Here is a 20,011-nt window from a genome sequence, read left to right as displayed (position 1 = left end):
GTAAAACAGTGCCTTACCTAACTTACTATAATTATTGATAACTTTGGCAATTGTGTCTGGCGACGGCAGAACCAGAGACCTGCCGCGAGTATACGCCCCGCAACAATCAAATACAAACCCCGTTACATGACCTCTAACACGGTTTTAGAAATTTGCATATTTTTCTCCAAAGTTATTAACAAGCGCACACAAGCGGGCACAAAAATTGACATTTGGGCCGCTGATCGGTACAACAAACGTACATCCGCCTTGGATTAGGATTATAAAAACAAAGGAGATTGTTATGGCAGACAAGAAAGCTACTCTTCACATTGAAGGGAAAGCACCCGTCGAACTGCCGATTATCGGGGGCACTGAAGGGCCTGAAGTAATTGATGTACGTAAGCTTGGAGCTAACGGTTATTTTACATTCGACCCTGGTTTTCTAGCCACTGCATCATGTGAATCTCAAATTACTTACATTGATGGTGATAAAGGTATTCTGCTTCACCGCGGATACCCGATTGACCAATTGGCCAATAACGCCGACTATCTGGAAGTTTGTTACATCCTTCTTTACGGTGAGGTTCCGACCCGCGAACAGTACGAAACATTCCGTACCACTGTTACTCGTCACACCATGGTGCATGAGCAAATCTCAAGCTTCTTCCACGGCTTCCGTCGTGATGCACACCCGATGGCTGTAATGTGTGGTGTGGTAGGCGCACTGGCTGCGTTCTACCATGATTCACTGGATATCAATAACGATACCCACCGTGAAATCACGGCGTTCCGCCTATTGTCGAAAATGCCGACATTGGCTGCAATGTGTTACAAATACTCAAACGGTCAACCTTTCATCTTCCCGCGTAATGACTTGGATTATGCAGAGAACTTCCTGCATATGATGTTTGCTACACCGTGTGAAGAGTATGAAGTTAGCCCTGTTGTCGCGCGTGCCATGGATAAAATCTTTACCCTGCATGCCGATCACGAACAAAATGCATCAACTTCAACCGTTCGACTAGCCGGTTCTTCTGGCGCTAACCCGTTTGCCTGTATTGCCGCAGGTATCGCTTCACTATGGGGCCCAGCGCACGGCGGAGCCAATGAAGCTTGCCTGAAGATGCTGGAAGAAATTGGCAGCGTAGACAAGATTCCTGAGTTCATTGAGCGCGCGAAAGACAAAGATGACCCATTCCGTCTGATGGGCTTCGGTCACCGTGTTTACAAGAACTACGATCCACGCGCAACGGTTATGCGTGATGCCTGTCACGATGTTCTTCAGGAGCTGAATATTCAGGATCCGCTGTTGGATGTTGCGATGGAACTTGAGCGTATTGCCCTGTCTGATGAGTACTTCGTAGAGAAGAAGCTATACCCGAACGTTGATTTCTACTCAGGTATCATCCTAAAAGCGATTGGTATCCCGGTTTCAATGTTTACGGTTATCTTCGCTATGTCACGAACGATTGGTTGGATTGCCCACTGGAACGAAATGCATAACGATCCAGGCAACCGCATTGGCCGTCCTCGCCAGTTGTACACCGGTTACAACCAGCGTGATTTCAAACCACTGTACGAGCGTGAGTAATCATAGTTCGTTAAATGAAAGGGCCTTCGGGCCCTTTTTTAGTGAATGCAGGTACGAGGTTAAGAGCGTTCCTAGTTCCTAGGAAGAGCAAAGAGCAAAACCAAGAGCTAGGTTCTTGGTTGTACAGGCAGAACCTGATAGTCAAAACACTATATCCAAGCTTTTTCGCTCTTGGTCTTTTCCCAGGAACTAGGGCCAGATCTTCCCAGAGCCGCTCTTCGATTCACAAACAACAAAAGGGCCCGAAGGCCCTTTTTATTATCTAATGATCAGCTGTTTGTGATTAAACAAACTTAATCTTGGTCACTTCTTTCAAGCCAGATAGTACTAGCGTTGGAAGCGATGCTGCTAAGAACACGGTGATTAGGTGGCTAGCAGACAGACCTTCAGTGCTGAAGATGAACTGGCCAACACCGGTGTAGATAACACCTAGAGACAGCGTTGCAGATACCGCTACCGCACCCAACAGCGATTTGTTGGTGAATGGGTTCTTGCGGAATAGCGTGCTGAACGTACGTGAATCAAAGATGTGCCATAGCTGACAGAATACGAGCATTGCAAAGGCCATTGTCTGTGCGTAGTTAGCGCTTAGACCCGCGTTCATTGCCCAGTTGAATGCCACGAAGCTCATACCACCCTGTGCCAGACCACGAATCACGATACGGGTACCTAGGTGATCGCTGAAGAAACTCTCGTTACGCTTACGCGGTTTACGTTCCATCAGGTCCTTCTCTTCTGGGTCAACACCAAGTGCCAGAGCTGGTAGACCATCTGAAACCAGGTTGATCCAGAGGATCATCAATGGCGTCAACGGCAGTGCCACTTCAGGCCCCATGAATAGGAAGGCAAACAGGATTACCGATACTTCACCCACGTTCGCAGTCAGTGCCTGACGGATGAACTTACGTAGGTTATCGAAAATCTGACGTCCTTGACGTACAGCCTTCACAATGGTGCTGAAGTTATCATCCAGCAGGATAAGGTCACCAGAGTCTTTCGCGACTGAAGTACCAGTGATCCCCATTGCAACACCGATATCGGCACGGCGTAGTGCTGGTGCGTCGTTCACACCGTCACCTGTCATTGCGGCAACTTCGTTGTTGTACTGTTGAGCCTGTACAATACGTAGTTTGTGCTCTGGTGTTACACGTGCAAATACAGCAACCTGAGGACAAATGCGACGTAGTTCCTCATCGTCCATGTCATCTAGCTGGCTACCCGTTACAACCAGATCCTCTTCGCTACGGATGATACCGATATCACGAGCGATGGCTGATGCCGTTAGGGCATGGTCACCGGTGATCATTACCGTGCGAACGCCTGCATCGTAACAGCTGTCAACCGCTGCACGTACTTCTGGGCGTGGTGGATCCATGATGCCGTACAGGCCAAGAATCGTTACATCTTTCTCAAGTTCTGCTGGGTCACGCTTCAGATCATCTTCGGACAACTCGCGAATACCAACAGCTAGGGTACGAAGTGCCTGCTGGGCAAAATCCTGGATTGCCGCTTCGTAGCTCGTTACCAGTTCATCTGCTAGGTTAGCCGCTACCGCTAGGTTGCCTTCAGCAACAGCTGGCTGGTGTGCAACAACGTCACCGTTAACCATAAAGCCTGAAGCATTGCGCAGTACGACATCAGGCGCACCTTTAATCGCTAGGAAATGCTTTCCTTCAGGGCCTTTAACAATAACCGATGCCATTTTACGTGAAGAATCAAACGGGAACTTCTCGACGATTGAGTAACCACCCGTTGACAGCATTTCTGCTTGCTGTAGGCCAGCTTTAGCCGCAGCAACAATCAGCGCACCCTCAGTTGGATTACCGCGTACAGAAGAGTTGTCTCCATCTTGAATGTACTCAGCATCGTTACACAGGGTCGCAACAACCAAACCTTGCATCATTTCAGGGCTGTCTTTCACATCAGTGCTGTGTGAAAGTGGCTTGAATTCACCTTTAGGAGAGAAGCCTTTACCGCTTACTTCCCAGTTACGGCCTGATGCATCGTAAGCTTTCATTACCTGCATCTGGTTCTGAGTCAGTGTGCCTGTCTTGTCCGAACAGATAACAGTGGTAGAGCCCAGAGTCTCAATTGCTGCTAGCTGCTTAGCCAGTGCGTTGCTCTTAACCATACGGGTTGAACCCATAGTTAGAACGATAGTTACAACTGTTGGCAGACCTTCAGGGATTGCAGCTACAGACAGTGAAATACCCGTGTTCAGGATTTCAAGCCATGGCATACCGTGGTAAAGACCGATAACACAGACAACCGCTACAACACCTAGTGCAACAATCATTAGCGTCTTGGCAATCAAATCCATACGCTCTTGCATTGGGGTCTTGGTTTCTTCGGTATTTGCCATCATGTCAGCGATGTGGCCAACTTCAGTCTGCATACCCGTCCCTACAACGATACCCAAACCGGTACCTGAGGTCACCATCGTGGTCATGAAGCCCATGTTAATCTGGTCACCCAGGCTGATATGGCCATCTTCCAATGCATCAGCTGCCTTATCAACAGGCTCTGATTCACCGGTCAGTGCCGCTTCGTCAATAGACAGACGATTCGCTTCAACGATACGAACATCGGCAGCAAGGATGTCGCCGGTGCTGATCTTAAGGACATCGCCCGGAACAATTTCACGAGCTGGGATATCGACCCATTCGCCATTACGACGGACCTGCGCCATCGGTGCAGCCATATCACGCAATGCTTCCATCCCTTTCTGGGCTTTGAATTCCTGCCAGAAAGCGATAAGCACGTTGATAACAATGATGACACCGATCGCAACAGCATCAATCAAGTGACCTGTAAAGAAGGAAACAATCGCACCGACCCCTAGAATAAAGATCAATGGATTTTTAAATTGGTGGGCTAGCAGCTCAAGCACAGTCTTACCGGCTTGCTCTTGCAGTTCATTGGCGCCAAATTGTTCCTGGCGCTGTTTCACTTCTTCAGAAGATAAACCATTCTCGGTTGACGTACCCAAATTGGACACAGTACTGGCAACCGTTTCGGTAAACCATTTTTTAGTCATGGGGGAATCTCCAATTAAATACATTCAGTCGACATCAGTACAAATTCAAACTGATAAAAAGCATTCGCTGAATAGGTCAAAGTAATTTAAAACTCGTTATTAAAGGCATCGTGCCAATTAATTTTTCTTACATCCCTGAATGCTTACTGAATAAAGCATTCGAGTTCATTAAAACGAGTAAATTTAAATTACCTGAAAGAATGGTTGCTTGTAATTATATTTCGTAAGGCTTAACGACAGTTCAGGTCGAATCTTTGACAATTATCAAGATTTAGACCGAATCCAGCCTAAAACCCGACAACAAGTTGAAACAAAGTATGAATTAGACCCAGCTCTAACAGAAACAACACCTCCAAAATAACGAAATATGAAATTTTACAACACAAAATAAAAGGCTTAATGCGCTCACATTAAGCCTTTTAGTGTCACTGTTTTGGTTAAATAGTGTTAAACCGGATTATCTACATCAATGAACGTAACATCGAAATTATGATTTTCGGCTAAATACTCACCTAGAGATTTTATTCCATATCGTTCAGTTGCATGATGGCCAGCGCTAAAATAATGAATGCCTAATTCTCGGGAAATATGAACTGTTCTTTCGGAAATCTCTCCTGAAATAAAAGCATCCAATCCTTTATTAGCGGCTAATTCTATAAAGTCCTGGCCACCACCAGTACACCATCCTAAGGTTTTAATTTCCTGTGGCGCATTATCGCCAATATGCAACGGCTCACGGTGTAAGGTAATAGAAAGCCTTGCAGCTAGCTCTTCACCACTCAAAGGCTGTGCCAATTGACCGTAGATTGCCACCGAGTTTGGGTTCCCCTCTTCCAAGCCACCCAGTACTTCGATATCCAACAGCTCAGCCAGTTTTGCGTTGTTACCCAGTGTCGGATGGACATCTAATGGTAGGTGGTAGGCATATAGGTTGATACCATTCTCAATAAGCGCTTTGATTCGACGATATTTCATGCCGCGAATTTCAGCCGCCTCCCCCTTCCAGAAGAAACCGTGATGCACCAATAACGCATCGGCTTGCTCTTCGATAGCTCTGTCAATCAGGGCCTGACAGGCGGTTACCCCTGTAATGATCTTCTTGACCTCGGACTTACCCTCAACCTGCAAACCATTTGGGCAGTAATCTTTGATTTGATGGGGACTCAGCAGTTCGTTAAGCACTGATTCTAATTGGATATTGTTCATCGTCTGTTTCCTTCTCCGCAATAGCGATATTTTATACCCAAACCCCGGTGCCTGTTGACCTAAAAAAGCTGCCGATCGGCAGCTTTATTTAGTAAGGTCACTATAGCGGTGGCAGAAAGACTCAATAGAGATGCTGAGCTGCAAGCTCTGTCTGGGTCAGCCAGACGGGTTTAGTACTGGTTTTCAGCCACACCCGATGAAGGTAGCTATATAGCCGTGAGCGTGTTTCCATTGCGGTGAACATCATGACAGGAAAGGTCACTACACCGACAGTGACGACATACGTACGGCGAAAAAAAATACGCAATGGTGAATAGCGAGTATACATAACGCCTCCTTGGCCAAGCAGAACGACATACTGGTCTTATAGTTCTAATCTATTGAAATAACCTAGAGTCAACACTCTAAAACAGGGTGTTTAATAGTTAATATCATTATAAGAAGAAGGGTTTTATAGCGAAATGTCCATTCTTTACAATAAAACAACGGCTAGCGATCATGCTGATAACAGCTTCAACGCCGTACTTGCCCTTCCACCACTATTAGACGGTCACCCGTTCATTGCCGACCAGCGCTGGCTTGATAAATTTTCCAGTAACGCCATTATCCCGCAAGGTATAGAGTACCAAGGTGGGCGCCGTATCGGCTTTTTCTACCAATGGTTATGGCAACAACTGATCCTGCATCATCCGTGTTATGAACTGCTTGCTGAGGAAATCCAACTGACTGTCGACAAGCGCACCCTTGGCGCGGTTGACTTTCTGGTTAAGGATCTACGCAGCGGACGGGTCGAGCACTGGGAGGTGGCTATTAAATTCTTCCTTGCCTATGAAAATAGTTGGCCCGGTCCCAATGCCCGTGATGATCTGGATAAAAAGGCCAATAAGATGCTCAGCCACCAGCTGATGATTTCTGACCATCCTGCATTCATTGAGCAGTACCAAGCGCAATTTGGCAAGATTGAACGCCGCCGCCTGATCATGCAGGGCCGCTTGTTCTACCCTGCCTTCGCTGGTTATACCGGCTCAGATATCAAATTGGCAAAAGATACCACGCATGGATTATGGTGCTATTCGCAGCAAGCCGCTGACTTAGGTCTGCGCCCTATCGCCAAGCCTGAATGGATTGCACCACCGCGCTTTAGCCAACTCGCTGCAGAGCCTGCACTACTGTCCGTCAGTAACCCGACCATGGCAATCGCACCTGATGATAAAGTGTGGTTCGTCATGCCCGAGCACTGGCCCCACTCTTCAATGAAAAAATAGCTCAATGAATCAATTACCAATAGCCAATAGCCAATAGCCAATAGCCAATAGCCAATAGCCAATAGCCAATAGCCAATGATATAGACATAAAAAAACGCCCGCTGATAGCGGGCGTTTTCAATACAAAATCACGAAAGGACTGTGAAAAGTTACAGACCAGCGTCGGCAAATACCTTGCTGACGATTTCCTGTGCTTCTTTCTCAAGCAGAGCTAAGTGCTCCTTGCCTTTGAAGCTCTCACAGTAGATCTTGTAGATATCTTCCGTACCTGACGGACGCGCAGCAAACCAACCGTTTTCAGTGGTCACTTTCAGACCGCCGATAGCAGCACCGTTGCCCGGCGCATGGGTCAGACGTGCAGTGATTGCATCGCCAGCCAGCGTTTCAGCTGCAACCATCTCAGGAGATAGTTTGCTCAGTACCGCTTTCTGCTCACCGTTCGCTACCGCTTGCAAGCGATTGTACTCAGAGGCACCGTGCTTGGCAGCCAACTCTTCGTAGTACTGCTGCGGGTTCTTGCCGGTTACCGCTGTAATTTCAGCGGCAAGAAGGCAAAGTAGAATTCCGTCTTTGTCAGTAGCCCAAGGTGTGCCGTCCATGCGTAGGAATGATGCCCCTGCACTTTCTTCACCACCGAAGCCAAGCTCACCGCTGTAAAGTCCATCAACAAACCATTTGAAACCAACCGGTACTTCGCAAAGCTCACGGCCCAGATCAGCAACAACGCGGTCGATCAGGGCGCTTGATACCAAGGTCTTACCAACGGCTACTTCCTGTGCCCAATCTGGACGGTGGCGGTATAGGTAGTCAATACATACTGCTAGGAAGTGGTTCGGGTTCATTAGACCAGCAGGCGTTACGATACCGTGACGATCGTAGTCAGGGTCGTTACCGAATGCCAAGTCATACTTGTCTTTGTGTGCCAGCAGGCCCGCCATCGCGTAAGGCGACGAACAGTCCATGCGCACAACGCCATCTTTGTCCAGAGACATAAAGCGGAAAGACGGGTCGATAGACTCATCCACCAACGTAAGATCCAGGCCGTAATGCGCAGCAATCTGACGCCAGTACTCAATGCCTGAACCACCCAGTGGATCCACACCGATTTTCAGGTTGGCTTTCTGGATCGCAGCCATGTCAATAACATTGACCAGATCATCAACGTAAGGGGCCACCAAATCACGCTCTTCAACCAAGTCGCTTGCAAAAGCGTCTGCGATTGAAACACGCTTAACATCAGCCATACCCGCTGCAATGATTTCATTGGCACGGGTTTCGATTGCTGTTGTCAGTGCACCTTCTGCCGGACCACCGTGGACCGGGTTGTATTTGATCCCGCCGTCTTGCGGTGGGTTGTGCGATGGCGTGATAACGATACCGTCAGCTTTGTCTTCCTGTGCCTTGTTGTGGCACAAAATAGCATGGGAAATACCCGGTGTAGGGGTATAACCACGATCTTGCTGGATCACAACCTGCACGCCATTTGCCACCAAAACCTCAAGCGTCGAGGTAAATGCTGGTTCAGACAGTGCGTGGGTATCTTTACCGAGGAAAAGTGGACCTGTTACGCCGTTGGCAGCTCGAACTTCAGCCACAGCCTGGGCAATCGCCCAAATGTGGTGCTGGTTAAAGGTTCCTTTGTCGGCGGTTCCGCGGTGACCAGAAGTACCGAATGCGACCTTCTGTTGCGGATTTTGAGCACTTGGCTCAACCAGGAAATAATTTGCCACCAACGCGGGAATGTTGTGCATATCTTCTTGCAGGGCGCGTTGCCCCGCACGAGGATGAATAGCCATTAACGTATCCTTGTAAAAACTAAATTGGCATAATGCCGGTTAAATTTCACCGCAAACTTTTTCAATGATATCGCCACCGAAGCTCATCTTGACCATCAGTTGTTCAACCATCTGACGTTTACGATCAGTATTCGTGTTCGTGATCACCCAGAAAGGTGTTTCCGGAATTGGCTTAGGCTTAGTGGTTTTGCCACTCGCTAGCAGCTTCTCTTCAGTATCGGCGAAGTAAATACGGGTACGCCCTTTAATAGCAGCCGCTTCAGAGAAACCTTGAGGATCAATACGATAAAGCGAGGTTAATACCAGCATAAATCGGCCAATCGCTTTTTCCTGCACGGCAAACTCGTCAGAAATCAACAACGAACGCATTTCTTTTACGCGATCATTATTAGGTACCACGTTGCCCGCATCTTTGCTCACCACGACCCCTTTAGGACGCACCGGCATTACTACCTCATGCTGCAAGGTCGCAACAGATTGATGATCAGGCACCATCAGCAAGCGGCGCAGGATATCCGAAGCACTTTCACCAATGTGCTGGGTCTGGCTCGCGATATAACGATATAGCTCTTCGTCTACCTCAATAGTCTTCATCGTAGTGTTCATTATCGTTCCGTTTAAAAATCACCGAGAGATTATAACGTGATCCGAGGTTATACTCTACGGTAAAGCGTTAACTACAAGAGAAAATAGTCAGTGAATCTTCATTACCAAGTCGATGGCCAAGGCGATGCGATCGTCTTGATCCACGGCCTGTTCGGCAGCGCCGATAATCTAGGCCTAATGGCCAGATCATTGAAAGATAAATATAAAGTGATCAGCGTTGATCTGCGTAACCATGGCCGCTCCCCACACAGCGATCAATTTACCTACCGCGAAATGGCACAGGATATCCTGACCGTTATCGACCAACTCGACATCGAGCGCTTCTCGCTGATTGGTCATTCTATGGGCGGCAAGGTGGCAATGGCAGCAACCGAGCTCGCCGCGGCCCGTATCAACCATTTGTTGGTCTTGGATATGGCACCGGTTCACTACCATGTCCACCGCCACGAAAACGTGTTCAACGGGCTGCGCGAAGTCTCCCGCCACACGGTTAGCAAACGCAGTGAAGCCGAACCGTTGCTAGCCAAACATGTGGTTGAACCGGGTGTTCGCCAGTTCCTGTTAAAATCCTTTGCCAAGCAAGAAAGCGGGCTGTTTGACTGGCGTTTCAATGTCGAGGGCCTAATTGCCAACTATGCCACGATTATGGGTTGGCAGGACATCACGCCGTTCACCGGCAAGACCTTGTTTATCAAAGGCCAGAATTCTGAGTATATTTTACCCGAACACCGCACGGCGATTGGTACCCAATTCCCCAATGCCAAGGCACACTTGGTCGCCAACACCGGCCACTGGCTGCATGCTGAAAAACCAGAAACGGTTAATCGTATCATTTTGAACTTCTTGCAGGCTGCTTAGCGTTAACAGGCGGGCATTGTCTATGATATAGTGCGCGCCTGGCTCAAAAATGACGATAATGTGGAAAGGAGACACACATGTTGTATGAGCACATGGATTTGCTTGAATCTATTGGGCTAGATTTGCTCTTTGCCGCGATATTTTTCTTTATCGGCATGGCCATTAAAGACGTGCTAAAACAAGGCAATGTTCCGCCTTTTGGCCGAAAAATCGTCTGGCTGGTTCTTTTCCTTGGATGTGCCGGTTTTATAACCAAAGGCCTGATCCAAATCAGCTGGGAAGGCGCAGGCATCGGCTAATACTTAACGAATACTGTCATTGATTGCCAAAAGCAGCAGCGTGCTGACTTTACATACCGCGATCATTGACCATCAGGGTATACTCCTGACAAAGCTATTTCTATCGTTGGCAAGTAGGCTAACAGTCAAACATTAATAACGGGTAATTTCTACTATGGCAAGTGTAGGACTCTTCTTTGGTAGCGACACTGGTAACACAGAAGCGGTCGCTAAAATGATCCAGAAACAACTGGGCAAAAAGCTAGTTGAAGTCAAAGATATCGCAAAATGCAGTAAAGAAGATATCGATAACTTTGACCTACTGTTGCTAGGTATCCCAACTTGGTACTACGGTGAAGCACAGTGTGACTGGGATGATTTCTTCCCAGAGCTAGAGCAAATCGACTTCTCAACCAAACTGGTTGCTATCTTTGGCTGTGGTGATCAGGAAGACTACGCTGAGTACTTCTGTGATGCGATGGGCACGGTACGTGAAATCGTTGAAGGCCGTGGCGCGACTATCGTTGGTCACTTCTCTACCGAAGGCTTTGAGTTTGAAGCCTCTAAAGCCCTTGTAGACGACAACAACTTCGTTGGCCTGTGCGTTGACGAAGACCGTCAGCCAGAGCTGACCGAAGAGCGTGTACAAAAGTGGGTTAACCAGATTTTTGATGAAATGTGCCTAGCAGAACTTGCTGACTGATTTCTCATCGACCTGATGACTAAAAAGCCGGGCCAGCTGCCCGGCTTTTTTATATCTGTTCACCTAAGAGAGTGCCTCACGCTCTTCAAGCGTACTCTTACCCTCGCCTTCCCCCCCTTCACGATACTGCGGCTTCTTGCGCACGTATAAAACCCGTTTTACTTGAGAAACGACATCGCCCCGGGTGTTTTTTACCTGCACCACAAATTCAGGAAAATATTTGTCACCATTTATCGTCGCACTACGAATTTGACCAAGTTGATCTTCGCTGATCACAAAGTCCGCATACAAATCGGTATCACCGGGCTTAATAAAGTGAATTTCAGCCTGCTTATCCCAAACGAAATATTCTTTTCCGAGGATCCCTATCAGCATCAAGGCATACATAGGATCGGTCAGCGAAAAAATGCTACCACCGTATTGAGTACGATTAGCATTTTTATTCCACCATCTTAACTTTAATTTGATTTGTACTTCGCGGAAATCATCAGAAATGCGAACAATACGTATTCCCGCCCCCCAGAAAGGAGGCCATAGATTAAGGGCAAACTTGATAATTGAGGGTCGGAAAAATTGATACACGGCGGCACACTCCGATTACTGGTACGATGAGTTTATCATATCGTGCAACCACACACTCCCGCAACATTTAAGCAACAAAAAGAAAAGTTAGATATCAGCAAGATTGACCTGTTTTTAGGTTTATTGTTACCTTGTGGTCACTTATAATGAAGAAAGAAGAGAAAGACTACCGTATCATGAGGGTGCGGGTAGCCAATAGGAAACTCCAATGTCAGATAACAATCACGCACTAAAACAAGCTGGCCTGAAAGTAACCCTTCCACGCCTAAAGATTCTGGAAGTGTTACAACAGCCGGATTGCCAGCATATCAGTGCTGAAGACTTGTATAAGAAGCTAATCGATATCGGTGAAGAAATTGGCTTGGCGACGGTATACCGCGTTTTAAACCAATTTGACGATGCCGGCATTGTGACGCGCCACCACTTTGAAGGCGGCAAATCGGTATTCGAACTGGCAACACAGCATCACCATGACCACCTAGTATGCCTAGACTGTGGCAAAGTTATTGAGTTCTCTGATGACATCATCGAAGAACGCCAAAAAGAAATCGCTGCTAGTTTCAATGTTCGCCTGACCAACCACAGCCTGTACCTGTACGGTCACTGTGCAGAAGGCAACTGCCAAGAAGACAGCACACTACACGACAAAAAATAATTAGGCCCAAGTAAAAAACAATAAGGCCATGAGCTCAACACTTGGCCACTCAACCAGCCTCATTTTGTTGTTGTACACCAATAAAAAAACCAGCCATTTGGCTGGTTTTTTCATATCAGGCTCGGGGAGGCTTAGTCGCCAATCTTCGCCCAAGTATCACGTAGGCCAACTGTGCGGTTAAAGACCAGCTTCTCTTTCGAAGAGTCTTTGCTATCGGCACAGAAGTAACCCATACGCTCAAACTGGAACGCTTTTTCCGCTTCAGCTTCAACCAGTGACGGTTCAACCACGCCATTCATCACGCTCAGTGAATCAGGGTTGATCACTGACACGAAGTCATCAGCCGCACCTGGGTTTGGAACGGTAAATAGACGATCGTAAAGACGGATTTCAGCCGGAACACCCTGCTCTGCAGATACCCAGTGGATCACGCCTTTCACCTTGCGGCCATCAGCAGGGTTCTTGCCCAGCGTTTCATTATCGTAAGTACAGAAGATAGTGGTAATGTTACCGTCTTCGTCTTTCTCGATACGCTCAGCCTTGATCACGTACGCACCGCGTAGGCGAACTTCTTTACCCAGAACCAAACGCTTGTATTTCTTGTTGGCTTCTTCGCGGAAGTCTTCACGCTCGATGTACACTTCACGAGTAAACGGTACAGTACGGCTACCCATCTCTGGCTTGTTCGGGTGGTTAGCAACGTCTAACATTTCCGCTTCGCCATCAAAGTTTTCGATTACCACTTTGATCGGATCAAGAACAGCCATTGCACGCGGTGCATTTTCGTTCAAGTCGTCACGGATACATGATTCTAGCGAGCTCATTTCAATGGTGTTGTCTTGCTTGGTTACACCAATACGCTTACAGAATTCACGAATAGACGCAGACGTAAAGCCACGGCGACGTAGACCAGAAATAGTCGGCATACGTGGGTCATCCCAACCTGACACCAAGTTTTCAGTCACAAGCTGGTTCAGCTTACGCTTAGACATCACGGTGTATTCAAGGTTTAGACGGCTAAACTCATACTGACGTGGCTGGCAGTCGATGGTGATGTTATCCAGTACCCAGTCGTACAGACGACGGTTGTCCATGAACTCCAAGGTACAGATAGAGTGCGTAATGCCCTCTAGCGCATCCGAAATACAGTGAGTGAAATCGTACATCGGGTAGATGCACCACTTGTCACCGGTTTGGTGGTGAGTGGCAAAACGTACACGGTAAATAACCGGATCACGCAACACCATAAACGGTGATGCCATGTCGATTTTAGCGCGCAGGCTCATTTTGCCTTCTTCAATTTCGCCGTTCTTCATTTTCTCGAACAGCTCAAGGTTTTCTTCTACGCTGCGATCACGGTATGGGCTGTGCTTACCGGCTTCGGTAAGGGTGCCTCGGTATTCGCGCATTTGCTCTGGACTTAGCTCATCAACATACGCTAAGCCTTTATTAATCAATTCAATAGCAAACCCGTGCAGCTTATCGAAGTAGTTCGATGAGTAACAAATCTCACCACTCCACTCAAAGCCCAACCAGTTAACATCGTTCTTAATAGACTCAACGTATTCGATGTCTTCTTTCTCAGGGTTTGTATCATCGAAACGAAGGTTACATTGACCCTGATAGTCCTGAGCAATACCGAAGTTCAAACAAATAGATTTCGCATGGCCGATATGCAGGTAACCATTCGGTTCCGGCGGGAATCGGGTATGTACGCTTGTATGTTTGCCACTCGCTAAATCCGTATCAATAATCTGGCGGATAAAGTTAGTTGGACGAGCTTCAGATTCACTCATCAATTAGACCTCGTGTGCTTACAGGATTTTTAAGTCCCCTATGATCCATAAATATAGGGGCCGACTCAACAAATAGTGTACATTGTTTGTCGATATGAATAAAAAAACCCCGCAATAGCACGGGGTATCTTAGAGAATAGGCCGAAACAGGCGGGGTTACCCCCGCCAATTGCAATTACAGCGTGACTGAGCGGCTAAAGCGCTGGCGGTCTGCACTCATCGCTCGTACCTCAACATCCCCTGTTATCGCAGGCTTGCGCTTGGCATCATAAGTCTGCCATGTGGCCCCGGCATCAGTCGAATATTGCAGCGCCAAACCCGGCATGCTGATATTCATATGCAACACTCCACCTTCTACTTTGGCGCCCGGTACCGGTACCCGGTACTGGATGCCGGCAACATCTAGCTTGGCGAGCTCACGCTGGCCTAGCAAGTTAGCAAACTGCGACCAATCACTATGCAATGCTACCTTGTCGACATACTGAGTCGACTGGCTATATTCCACACCCGGCTGGTAATCACGCTCCCAGCTGGCTTGGTGCCATGCACGCTCAGCCGCAGCCAAAACGCGCGGGAAGACCATGTATTCATACTGCTCGTCAGTACGTACCGTCTCGCTCCACAATTGGGCTGACAAACCATGGAAGCCATCGAACTGCGCGGTCCCTTTGCTGCTAAAGCCGTTACCGTCGCGATCGACTGACGTTTCTGCATTCTGCGGCAAGTTCTCCGGGGCAAAACCGAACATCTTACGGGTGTCGGTTGCACGGGTTGCCCAGTAATAGCCACGCTCCTGCGGATCCACTTCGTATGGCATGTCCATGTAGACATAATCCGGGTTGGAGAGGATCAAGTCGTACCCTTTTGCCGCCCAGTCATAAGCCGACGCACCGCCGCCCCAGTACAGTACGTCCCAGAAGTTGACACGCACATTGTCAGTCGCAAATGCATCGGCACCCTCGGAGTACTTCAGGCCATCCTGCCATGCTTGGAAGTTTGCGATACCTTTATCAGCGACCACCTTACTGACTTTTTCGGCAAAGTAGCTCGGCAAGTGGGCAAAATCCGATACCACACCGTCAGCTATCGCCTGCTGGCACATTGGCGATTTAGCAAACGGTTTGTCTTGCTGGGACAGGTCCAAGTCCCCTTTCCACTCGACCTGGTCGGTTGCATTGACATCCTGGAAGCCGGCGCCCAGTTTGATATTCTTGGCTTCATCACCCCCGAAATGCCAGGTATTCAGCGGCATGCCAGCCTGCTTGTGCATTGCTGCCATTTCGCTGATCACTTTATCGACAAAGTTCAGCGAGGAGTCCATACAAGGGTTGATGAAACTGCGCTTGTCGTAGAACTGCACCGTCGTCACGTTGGACGTATCTTGCGGATCCATCAAACGATACTGGCTGGCAGCAGCCAGATTGCCTTCTGCCGCCAAGCGCCGATAGCGGGCTTCCATCGCCACAACAGCCGCACGTGAGTGTGCTGGCATATCGATCTCCGGGATCACCTCGATCCCGCGTGCCTTGGCGTAGGTCAGGATGTCGAGATAATCCTGCTTGCTGTAGAAACCTGAGCCAAAGTTGTTGTTATCTGGTCCTGAACCCAATTGCGGCAGCAGGCAAGTGGTCTCCGACAAGTCATGACAGCGCTGTCCACCGATCTCTGTCAGCTCTGGCAAGCCCGGGATTTCAATACGCCAGCCTTCATCGTCTGTCAGATGGAAATGAAATTTATTCATCTTGTACGCCGCCATTTGATCCAGCGTGCGTAAAATGGCTTCTTTCGAGTGGAAGTTACGGCCAACATCCACCATGACACCGCGATAATCAAAACGCGGTGCATCGTTCACCGTCAAGGTAGGGATCGTCTGATCGGTGCCAGTCCCCATCAAAGACATCAGCGACTGCAATCCGTAAAAGGCACCTTGGGAATCATAACCGGTGATTGTGGCTTTGCCTTTGTTGATCTCAAGCTTGTAGGCTCCAGAAACTTTGTGGGCCTTATCAAAGCGCTGTGGGTCCAGTTCCAGCTTCACTGGATACTGGCCTTGGGTATTAACCCCCAGGGTCGCCATACGCTCAGTAGCCGCCTTCAGCATTGGGGTCGTCAGTGCTTGATTATCAATACTGATCCCCTCAGAGAGAGACACTGAACTGCCAGTCAGGTGAGTTTCCATCGGCGTTGGGATAATTGTCCCTGCCAGCTCTTCCTTGGCCAACAAGTCAACATCACTGTTTTTCTCAAATCGCGATTGTGCTGTTGCCAAGGTATTGTTATCTGACGGCGTGCGCTTCCAGTTTTCGCCGTCGATGGCAGACAGGTAAGCCGATGGGTCTTCACTGTCCATGCTGACCAGCGTTTTCGGCTCCGAGTCACCAGCAACCACATAGGCACGAGGCATGTAATCATTTTCAAACAGGGTCCAGTACTCACCGATATACGGGATCACGACGCTTTCCCCTGCATCAAAACCCTGGAACTTGTCCGTTGGCTCCAGAGTATGCAAGTCACCCGTAACATGAGTCACTTTGAACTGTTCGTTCTGAACATCCAAGATCATACGGATACTGTGGAAGTAGATTTTCCAGTCAGTATCGGTCAGTGCCGGACCATTATTGGTCAGCGTCAGGTTGATCAAATCACATGACGCCCATTCCGCGGCCAGCTCTCGGCATTTCAAACCTTCGTTCGCACCATGGTTGGTCACGACTTGATAGTTTACGCCCAAGTTTGCCGCCAGCACATCAGCGAGTCGCTGATCAGCTTGGGCATTTGAGCGAGATGAATCAGAAGCACAACCTGTTGCTGCCAGCGCAACCACAGAGGCCAATAGGCTTAATTTGAATGTTCTCACGAGTAACTCCTTATCCCGAACCCCGGGGCAGTACCAACCGCAGGTACCCTCCCGGGCAAACAAACATAACAATGATCTGAAACCGCAGGCACCCAGCATCGCCCTTAATGACACAGGCACAGGCCTGAAAGGAAGAGATTGCTTTGACGGTGTGGGGTAACAGGTGATTGTTGAGTCTTAAGGAATATCGGCCTCCGAATGGAGGCCGATAAAGTCGTTATCTATGACTTAGGAAAAGTCATTAAGGAAGTTTTACCGCTGATAGATCTTCGTTCGGAGAGACTTTCTTCATCTCACCAGCAACGATTTCAGCTAGAGGGCCAAGGATAACCTGTAGGTTGTTAGAACCTAGTTTCACCACACCCATTGCACCCAATGCTTTCAGTGTCTTCTCGTCAGCAAGGCTGCTGTCTTTTAGCGTTAGACGTAGACGAGTGATACATGCATCGATGTTTTCTAGGTTAGATACACCACCTAGAGCAACGACGTACTGCTTAGCTAGCTCACCTGTTTCCTGAGAACCACCTACTTCTGAAGAAGCTTCATCTTCATCTTCACGACCAGGCGTTTTCAGGTTGAACTTAACGATAACCGTGCGGAAGATTGCGTAGTATAGGCCGAAGAATACTAGGCCCTGTACAATCAGCATGTACCAGTTAACCGCTAGCGGGTTACGTGTAGATAGAATCATATCCACAAGGCCTGCAGAGAAGCCGAAGCCTGCAATCCACTGCATTGAAGCAGCGATGTAAACAGAGATACCCGCCAGGAATGCGTGAAGTACGTATAGGCCTGGTGCTAGGAACATGAATGAGAATTCTAGCGGCTCAGTAACACCAGTGAAGAATGAAGCGAAACCTGCAGCAATCATGATTGATGCAACTTTTTCTTTGTTCTTCGCTTTAGCTGTGTGGTAGATAGCTAGCGCAGCACCTGGTAGACCAAACATCATGATTGGGAAGAAACCAGCCTGGTACATACCCGTAACGCCTGGAGTTGCAACGCCTTCAGCAATTGACTTCGCGCCACCTAGGAAGTTAGGGATATCGTTGATACCAGCTACGTCAAACCAGAATACTGAGTTCAGTGCGTGGTGTAGACCCACTGGGATTAGTAGACGGTTGAAGAATGCGTAGATACCAGCACCTAACTCACCCATACCCTGGATACCTTCACCGAAGTTTACTAGACCACCGTAAACTGTTGGCCATACGTACATTAGTACGAAGGCAATAAAGATACCGGCAAAAGAGGTCAAGATAGGTACAAGACGCTTACCAGAGAAGAATGCCAGTGCTTTATGCAGCTCAACGTGTGAGAAGCGGTTGTAGATCTCAGCAGACACGATACCGACTAGGATACCAACAAACTGGTTGTTGATCTTACCGAAGGCCGCTGGAACAGCGCTTGGGTCAATACCTTGAATCTGAGCGACTGCGCCCGGAGAAAGTAGTGTGGTAACAACAAGGAAACCAACGAAACCAGATAGTGCCGCGGCGCCATCCTTATCTTTAGACATACCGTAAGCAACACCAACTGCAAACAGTACAGACATGTTATCGATGATTGCGGCACCAGCTTTAATCAAGAAGGCTGCCAGTGCACTGTTAGCACCCCAGCCATTCGGATCAATCCAGTAACCAATACCCATTAAGATTGCAGCTGCAGGAAGCGTGGCGACTGGCACCATCAATGCTTTACCTACTTTTTGAAAATATCCAAGAATGTTCACCCTTAGTTCCCCCTATGGTTATCTTAGATTCGATGTTGGATAACTTATTTTAGCTATCCGATTAAGTTACTTGCAGTTTAAGAATTTTATTTCGCCCCGCAAATTAAAAGGTCATCATTTGTGATCTTAGTCACCAGTATTGGCAATTGGCAGGCGATTTTGCTAGCTCGATCATAAAACTTATTTTATCATGCAAAACAAATGCGATATCACGCTATGATTTAAATGTAATCTAATTTTGGAATGAGGTGTCACTGTGAGACTAATCCCACTGAATGAAGCTAAAGATGTAGGTTTGTGGTCAGCACGCTATATTGCTGATCGTATTAACAAATTTAAGCCAACAGCGGAACGTCCTTTCGTACTGGGCCTACCAACAGGTGGCACCCCGCTAGCGACGTACAAGCGTCTTATCGAGCTTTATCAAGCAGGCGAAGTAAGCTTCAAGCATGTTGTTACCTTCAACATGGATGAATACATTGGTATCCCAGCTGACCACCCAGAGTCATACCATAGTTTCATGTTCAACAACTTCTTCAATCACGTTGATATTCAAGAAGAAAACATCAACTTGCTTAACGGCAACACTGAAGATCACGACGCTGAATGCCAACGTTACGAAGACAAAATTAAGTCATACGGCAAAATTAACCTCTTCATGGGCGGCGTGGGTAACGACGGTCACATTGCATTCAACGAGCCAGCGTCTTCTCTTGCTTCTCGTACCCGCATCAAGACCCTGACAGAAGATACCCGCATCGCGAACTCCCGATTCTTCGATGGCGATATCAACCAGGTACCAAAATACGCACTGACTATCGGTGTCGGTACCCTACTAGATTCTGCAGAAATTTTGGTTCTAGTAACAGGTCACAACAAAGCCCTAGCACTGCAAGCGGCGGTTGAAGGCTCTGTTAACCACCTATGGACAGTTTCTGCCCTTCAGCTTCATCCTAAATCTCTGATTGTATGTGATGAGCCATCCACACAAGAGCTAAAAGTGAAGACCGTTAAGTACTTCCGTGAGCTTGAAGCTGAAAACATCAAACATCTGTAATCAAGGAGTT

At 48.0% G+C, this 20,011-nt stretch carries 16 protein-coding genes; 7 read left to right on the top strand and 9 right to left on the bottom strand.

Annotated elements, in window-relative coordinates:
- Positions 1 to 283 precede the first annotated feature (283 nt).
- Positions 284 to 1,573: a citrate synthase gene (locus L4D79_RS19160; RefSeq protein WP_428653266.1), complete on the top strand. Its 1,290-nt coding sequence runs from the start codon at positions 284 to 286 to the stop codon at positions 1,571 to 1,573.
- Between the two features lie 283 nt (positions 1,574 to 1,856).
- On the opposite strand, the gene L4D79_RS19155 is transcribed toward L4D79_RS19160, so the two are convergent.
- The 3 genes from L4D79_RS19155 to L4D79_RS19145 all read right to left on the bottom strand — a co-directional run bounded on the left by L4D79_RS19155 (position 1,857) and on the right by L4D79_RS19145 (position 6,144).
- Complete coding sequence (locus L4D79_RS19155; protein WP_428653262.1) at positions 1,857 to 4,610, bottom strand: cation-translocating P-type ATPase; 2,754 nt, start codon at positions 4,608 to 4,610, stop codon at positions 1,857 to 1,859.
- 447 nt (positions 4,611 to 5,057) lie between these two features.
- Positions 5,058 to 5,816, bottom strand: coding sequence for a Nif3-like dinuclear metal center hexameric protein (locus tag L4D79_RS19150; RefSeq protein WP_428653259.1), 759 nt, complete (start codon positions 5,814 to 5,816; stop codon positions 5,058 to 5,060).
- A 121-nt stretch (positions 5,817 to 5,937) separates the two neighbouring features.
- Entirely contained in the window at positions 5,938 to 6,144 is a 207-nt protein-coding gene (locus L4D79_RS19145) for a DUF2517 family protein (RefSeq protein WP_428653257.1), read from the bottom strand.
- 133 nt (positions 6,145 to 6,277) lie between these two features.
- On the opposite strand from L4D79_RS19145, the gene L4D79_RS19140 reads away from it, so the two are divergent.
- On the top strand, positions 6,278 to 7,081 hold the full coding sequence (locus L4D79_RS19140) for a DUF1853 family protein (RefSeq protein ID WP_428653255.1): 804 nt from the start codon (positions 6,278 to 6,280) through the stop codon (positions 7,079 to 7,081).
- 149 nt (positions 7,082 to 7,230) lie between these two features.
- On the opposite strand, the gene pgm is transcribed toward L4D79_RS19140, so the two are convergent.
- Together pgm and seqA are read right to left on the bottom strand one after the other, a co-directional pair.
- A complete protein-coding gene (gene pgm, locus L4D79_RS19135; RefSeq protein WP_428653253.1) occupies positions 7,231 to 8,877 on the bottom strand; it encodes a phosphoglucomutase (alpha-D-glucose-1,6-bisphosphate-dependent) in 1,647 nt (548 codons plus the stop codon).
- Positions 8,878 to 8,916: 39 nt separating this feature from the next.
- Positions 8,917 to 9,471, bottom strand: coding sequence for a replication initiation negative regulator SeqA (seqA, locus tag L4D79_RS19130; RefSeq protein ID WP_428653607.1), 555 nt, complete (start codon positions 9,469 to 9,471; stop codon positions 8,917 to 8,919).
- Positions 9,472 to 9,573: 102 nt separating this feature from the next.
- On the opposite strand from seqA, the gene L4D79_RS19125 reads away from it, so the two are divergent.
- The 3 genes from L4D79_RS19125 to fldA all read left to right on the top strand — a co-directional run bounded on the left by L4D79_RS19125 (position 9,574) and on the right by fldA (position 11,322).
- A complete protein-coding gene (locus L4D79_RS19125) occupies positions 9,574 to 10,341 on the top strand; it encodes an alpha/beta fold hydrolase (protein WP_428653251.1) in 768 nt (255 codons plus the stop codon).
- A gap of 77 nt (positions 10,342 to 10,418) precedes the next feature.
- Positions 10,419 to 10,640 (top strand): DUF2788 domain-containing protein, encoded by a 222-nt coding sequence (locus L4D79_RS19120; protein WP_107298499.1) that lies wholly within the window; start codon positions 10,419 to 10,421, stop codon positions 10,638 to 10,640.
- A 154-nt stretch (positions 10,641 to 10,794) separates the two neighbouring features.
- Positions 10,795 to 11,322: a flavodoxin FldA gene (gene fldA / locus L4D79_RS19115; protein WP_428653249.1), complete on the top strand. Its 528-nt coding sequence runs from the start codon at positions 10,795 to 10,797 to the stop codon at positions 11,320 to 11,322.
- Positions 11,323 to 11,385: 63 nt separating this feature from the next.
- Here fldA and L4D79_RS19110 read toward each other — a convergent pair whose 3' ends face one another.
- The gene (locus tag L4D79_RS19110) at positions 11,386 to 11,904 is read right to left on the bottom strand and encodes a DUF4442 domain-containing protein (protein ID WP_428653247.1); all 519 of its coding nucleotides are present in this window, start codon (positions 11,902 to 11,904) and stop codon (positions 11,386 to 11,388) included.
- Between the two features lie 208 nt (positions 11,905 to 12,112).
- Between L4D79_RS19110 and fcrX the strand changes: the two genes are divergently transcribed.
- Positions 12,113 to 12,559 (top strand): ferric iron uptake transcriptional regulator FcrX, encoded by a 447-nt coding sequence (gene fcrX / locus L4D79_RS19105; RefSeq protein ID WP_107350256.1) that lies wholly within the window; start codon positions 12,113 to 12,115, stop codon positions 12,557 to 12,559.
- Between the two features lie 131 nt (positions 12,560 to 12,690).
- Here fcrX and glnS read toward each other — a convergent pair whose 3' ends face one another.
- From glnS to nagE, 3 genes are all read right to left on the bottom strand, one after another.
- On the bottom strand, positions 12,691 to 14,355 hold the full coding sequence (glnS, locus tag L4D79_RS19100; RefSeq protein WP_428653244.1) for a glutamine--tRNA ligase: 1,665 nt from the start codon (positions 14,353 to 14,355) through the stop codon (positions 12,691 to 12,693).
- A 175-nt stretch (positions 14,356 to 14,530) separates the two neighbouring features.
- Complete coding sequence (locus L4D79_RS19095; RefSeq protein ID WP_428653242.1) at positions 14,531 to 17,212, bottom strand: beta-N-acetylhexosaminidase; 2,682 nt, start codon at positions 17,210 to 17,212, stop codon at positions 14,531 to 14,533.
- Between the two features lie 241 nt (positions 17,213 to 17,453).
- The gene (nagE, locus tag L4D79_RS19090) at positions 17,454 to 18,944 is read right to left on the bottom strand and encodes an N-acetylglucosamine-specific PTS transporter subunit IIBC (RefSeq protein WP_428653240.1); all 1,491 of its coding nucleotides are present in this window, start codon (positions 18,942 to 18,944) and stop codon (positions 17,454 to 17,456) included.
- A gap of 256 nt (positions 18,945 to 19,200) precedes the next feature.
- Between nagE and nagB the strand changes: the two genes are divergently transcribed.
- Positions 19,201 to 20,001, top strand: a complete 801-nt coding sequence (gene nagB / locus L4D79_RS19085; RefSeq protein WP_428653239.1) for a glucosamine-6-phosphate deaminase — start codon at positions 19,201 to 19,203, stop codon at positions 19,999 to 20,001.
- Positions 20,002 to 20,011 lie beyond the last annotated feature (10 nt).

The organism is Photobacterium satsumensis (genome assembly GCF_050336935.1).
Taxonomy (GTDB): Bacteria; Pseudomonadota; Gammaproteobacteria; order Enterobacterales; family Vibrionaceae; genus Photobacterium; species Photobacterium satsumensis.
The sequence above is the reverse complement of the archived record's forward strand: the minus strand, read 5'-3'. Positions and strand labels throughout refer to the sequence as shown.

What these genes read in the sequence shown, in the direction of transcription:
- L4D79_RS19160 (WP_428653266.1), top strand. Translation starts at nt 284, where the DNA reads ATGGCAGACAAGAAAGCTACTCTTCACATTGAAGGGAAAGCACCCGTC.
- L4D79_RS19155 (WP_428653262.1), bottom strand. Translation starts at nt 4,610, where the DNA reads ATGACTAAAAAATGGTTTACCGAAACGGTTGCCAGTACTGTGTCCAAT.
- L4D79_RS19150 (WP_428653259.1), bottom strand. Translation starts at nt 5,816, where the DNA reads ATGAACAATATCCAATTAGAATCAGTGCTTAACGAACTGCTGAGTCCC.
- L4D79_RS19145 (WP_428653257.1), bottom strand. Translation starts at nt 6,144, where the DNA reads ATGTATACTCGCTATTCACCATTGCGTATTTTTTTTCGCCGTACGTAT.
- L4D79_RS19140 (WP_428653255.1), top strand. Translation starts at nt 6,278, where the DNA reads ATGTCCATTCTTTACAATAAAACAACGGCTAGCGATCATGCTGATAAC.
- pgm (WP_428653253.1), bottom strand. Translation starts at nt 8,877, where the DNA reads ATGGCTATTCATCCTCGTGCGGGGCAACGCGCCCTGCAAGAAGATATG.
- seqA (WP_428653607.1), bottom strand. Translation starts at nt 9,471, where the DNA reads ATGAAGACTATTGAGGTAGACGAAGAGCTATATCGTTATATCGCGAGC.
- L4D79_RS19120 (WP_107298499.1), top strand. Translation starts at nt 10,419, where the DNA reads ATGTTGTATGAGCACATGGATTTGCTTGAATCTATTGGGCTAGATTTG.
- fldA (WP_428653249.1), top strand. Translation starts at nt 10,795, where the DNA reads ATGGCAAGTGTAGGACTCTTCTTTGGTAGCGACACTGGTAACACAGAA.
- fcrX (WP_107350256.1), top strand. Translation starts at nt 12,113, where the DNA reads ATGTCAGATAACAATCACGCACTAAAACAAGCTGGCCTGAAAGTAACC.
- glnS (WP_428653244.1), bottom strand. Translation starts at nt 14,355, where the DNA reads ATGAGTGAATCTGAAGCTCGTCCAACTAACTTTATCCGCCAGATTATT.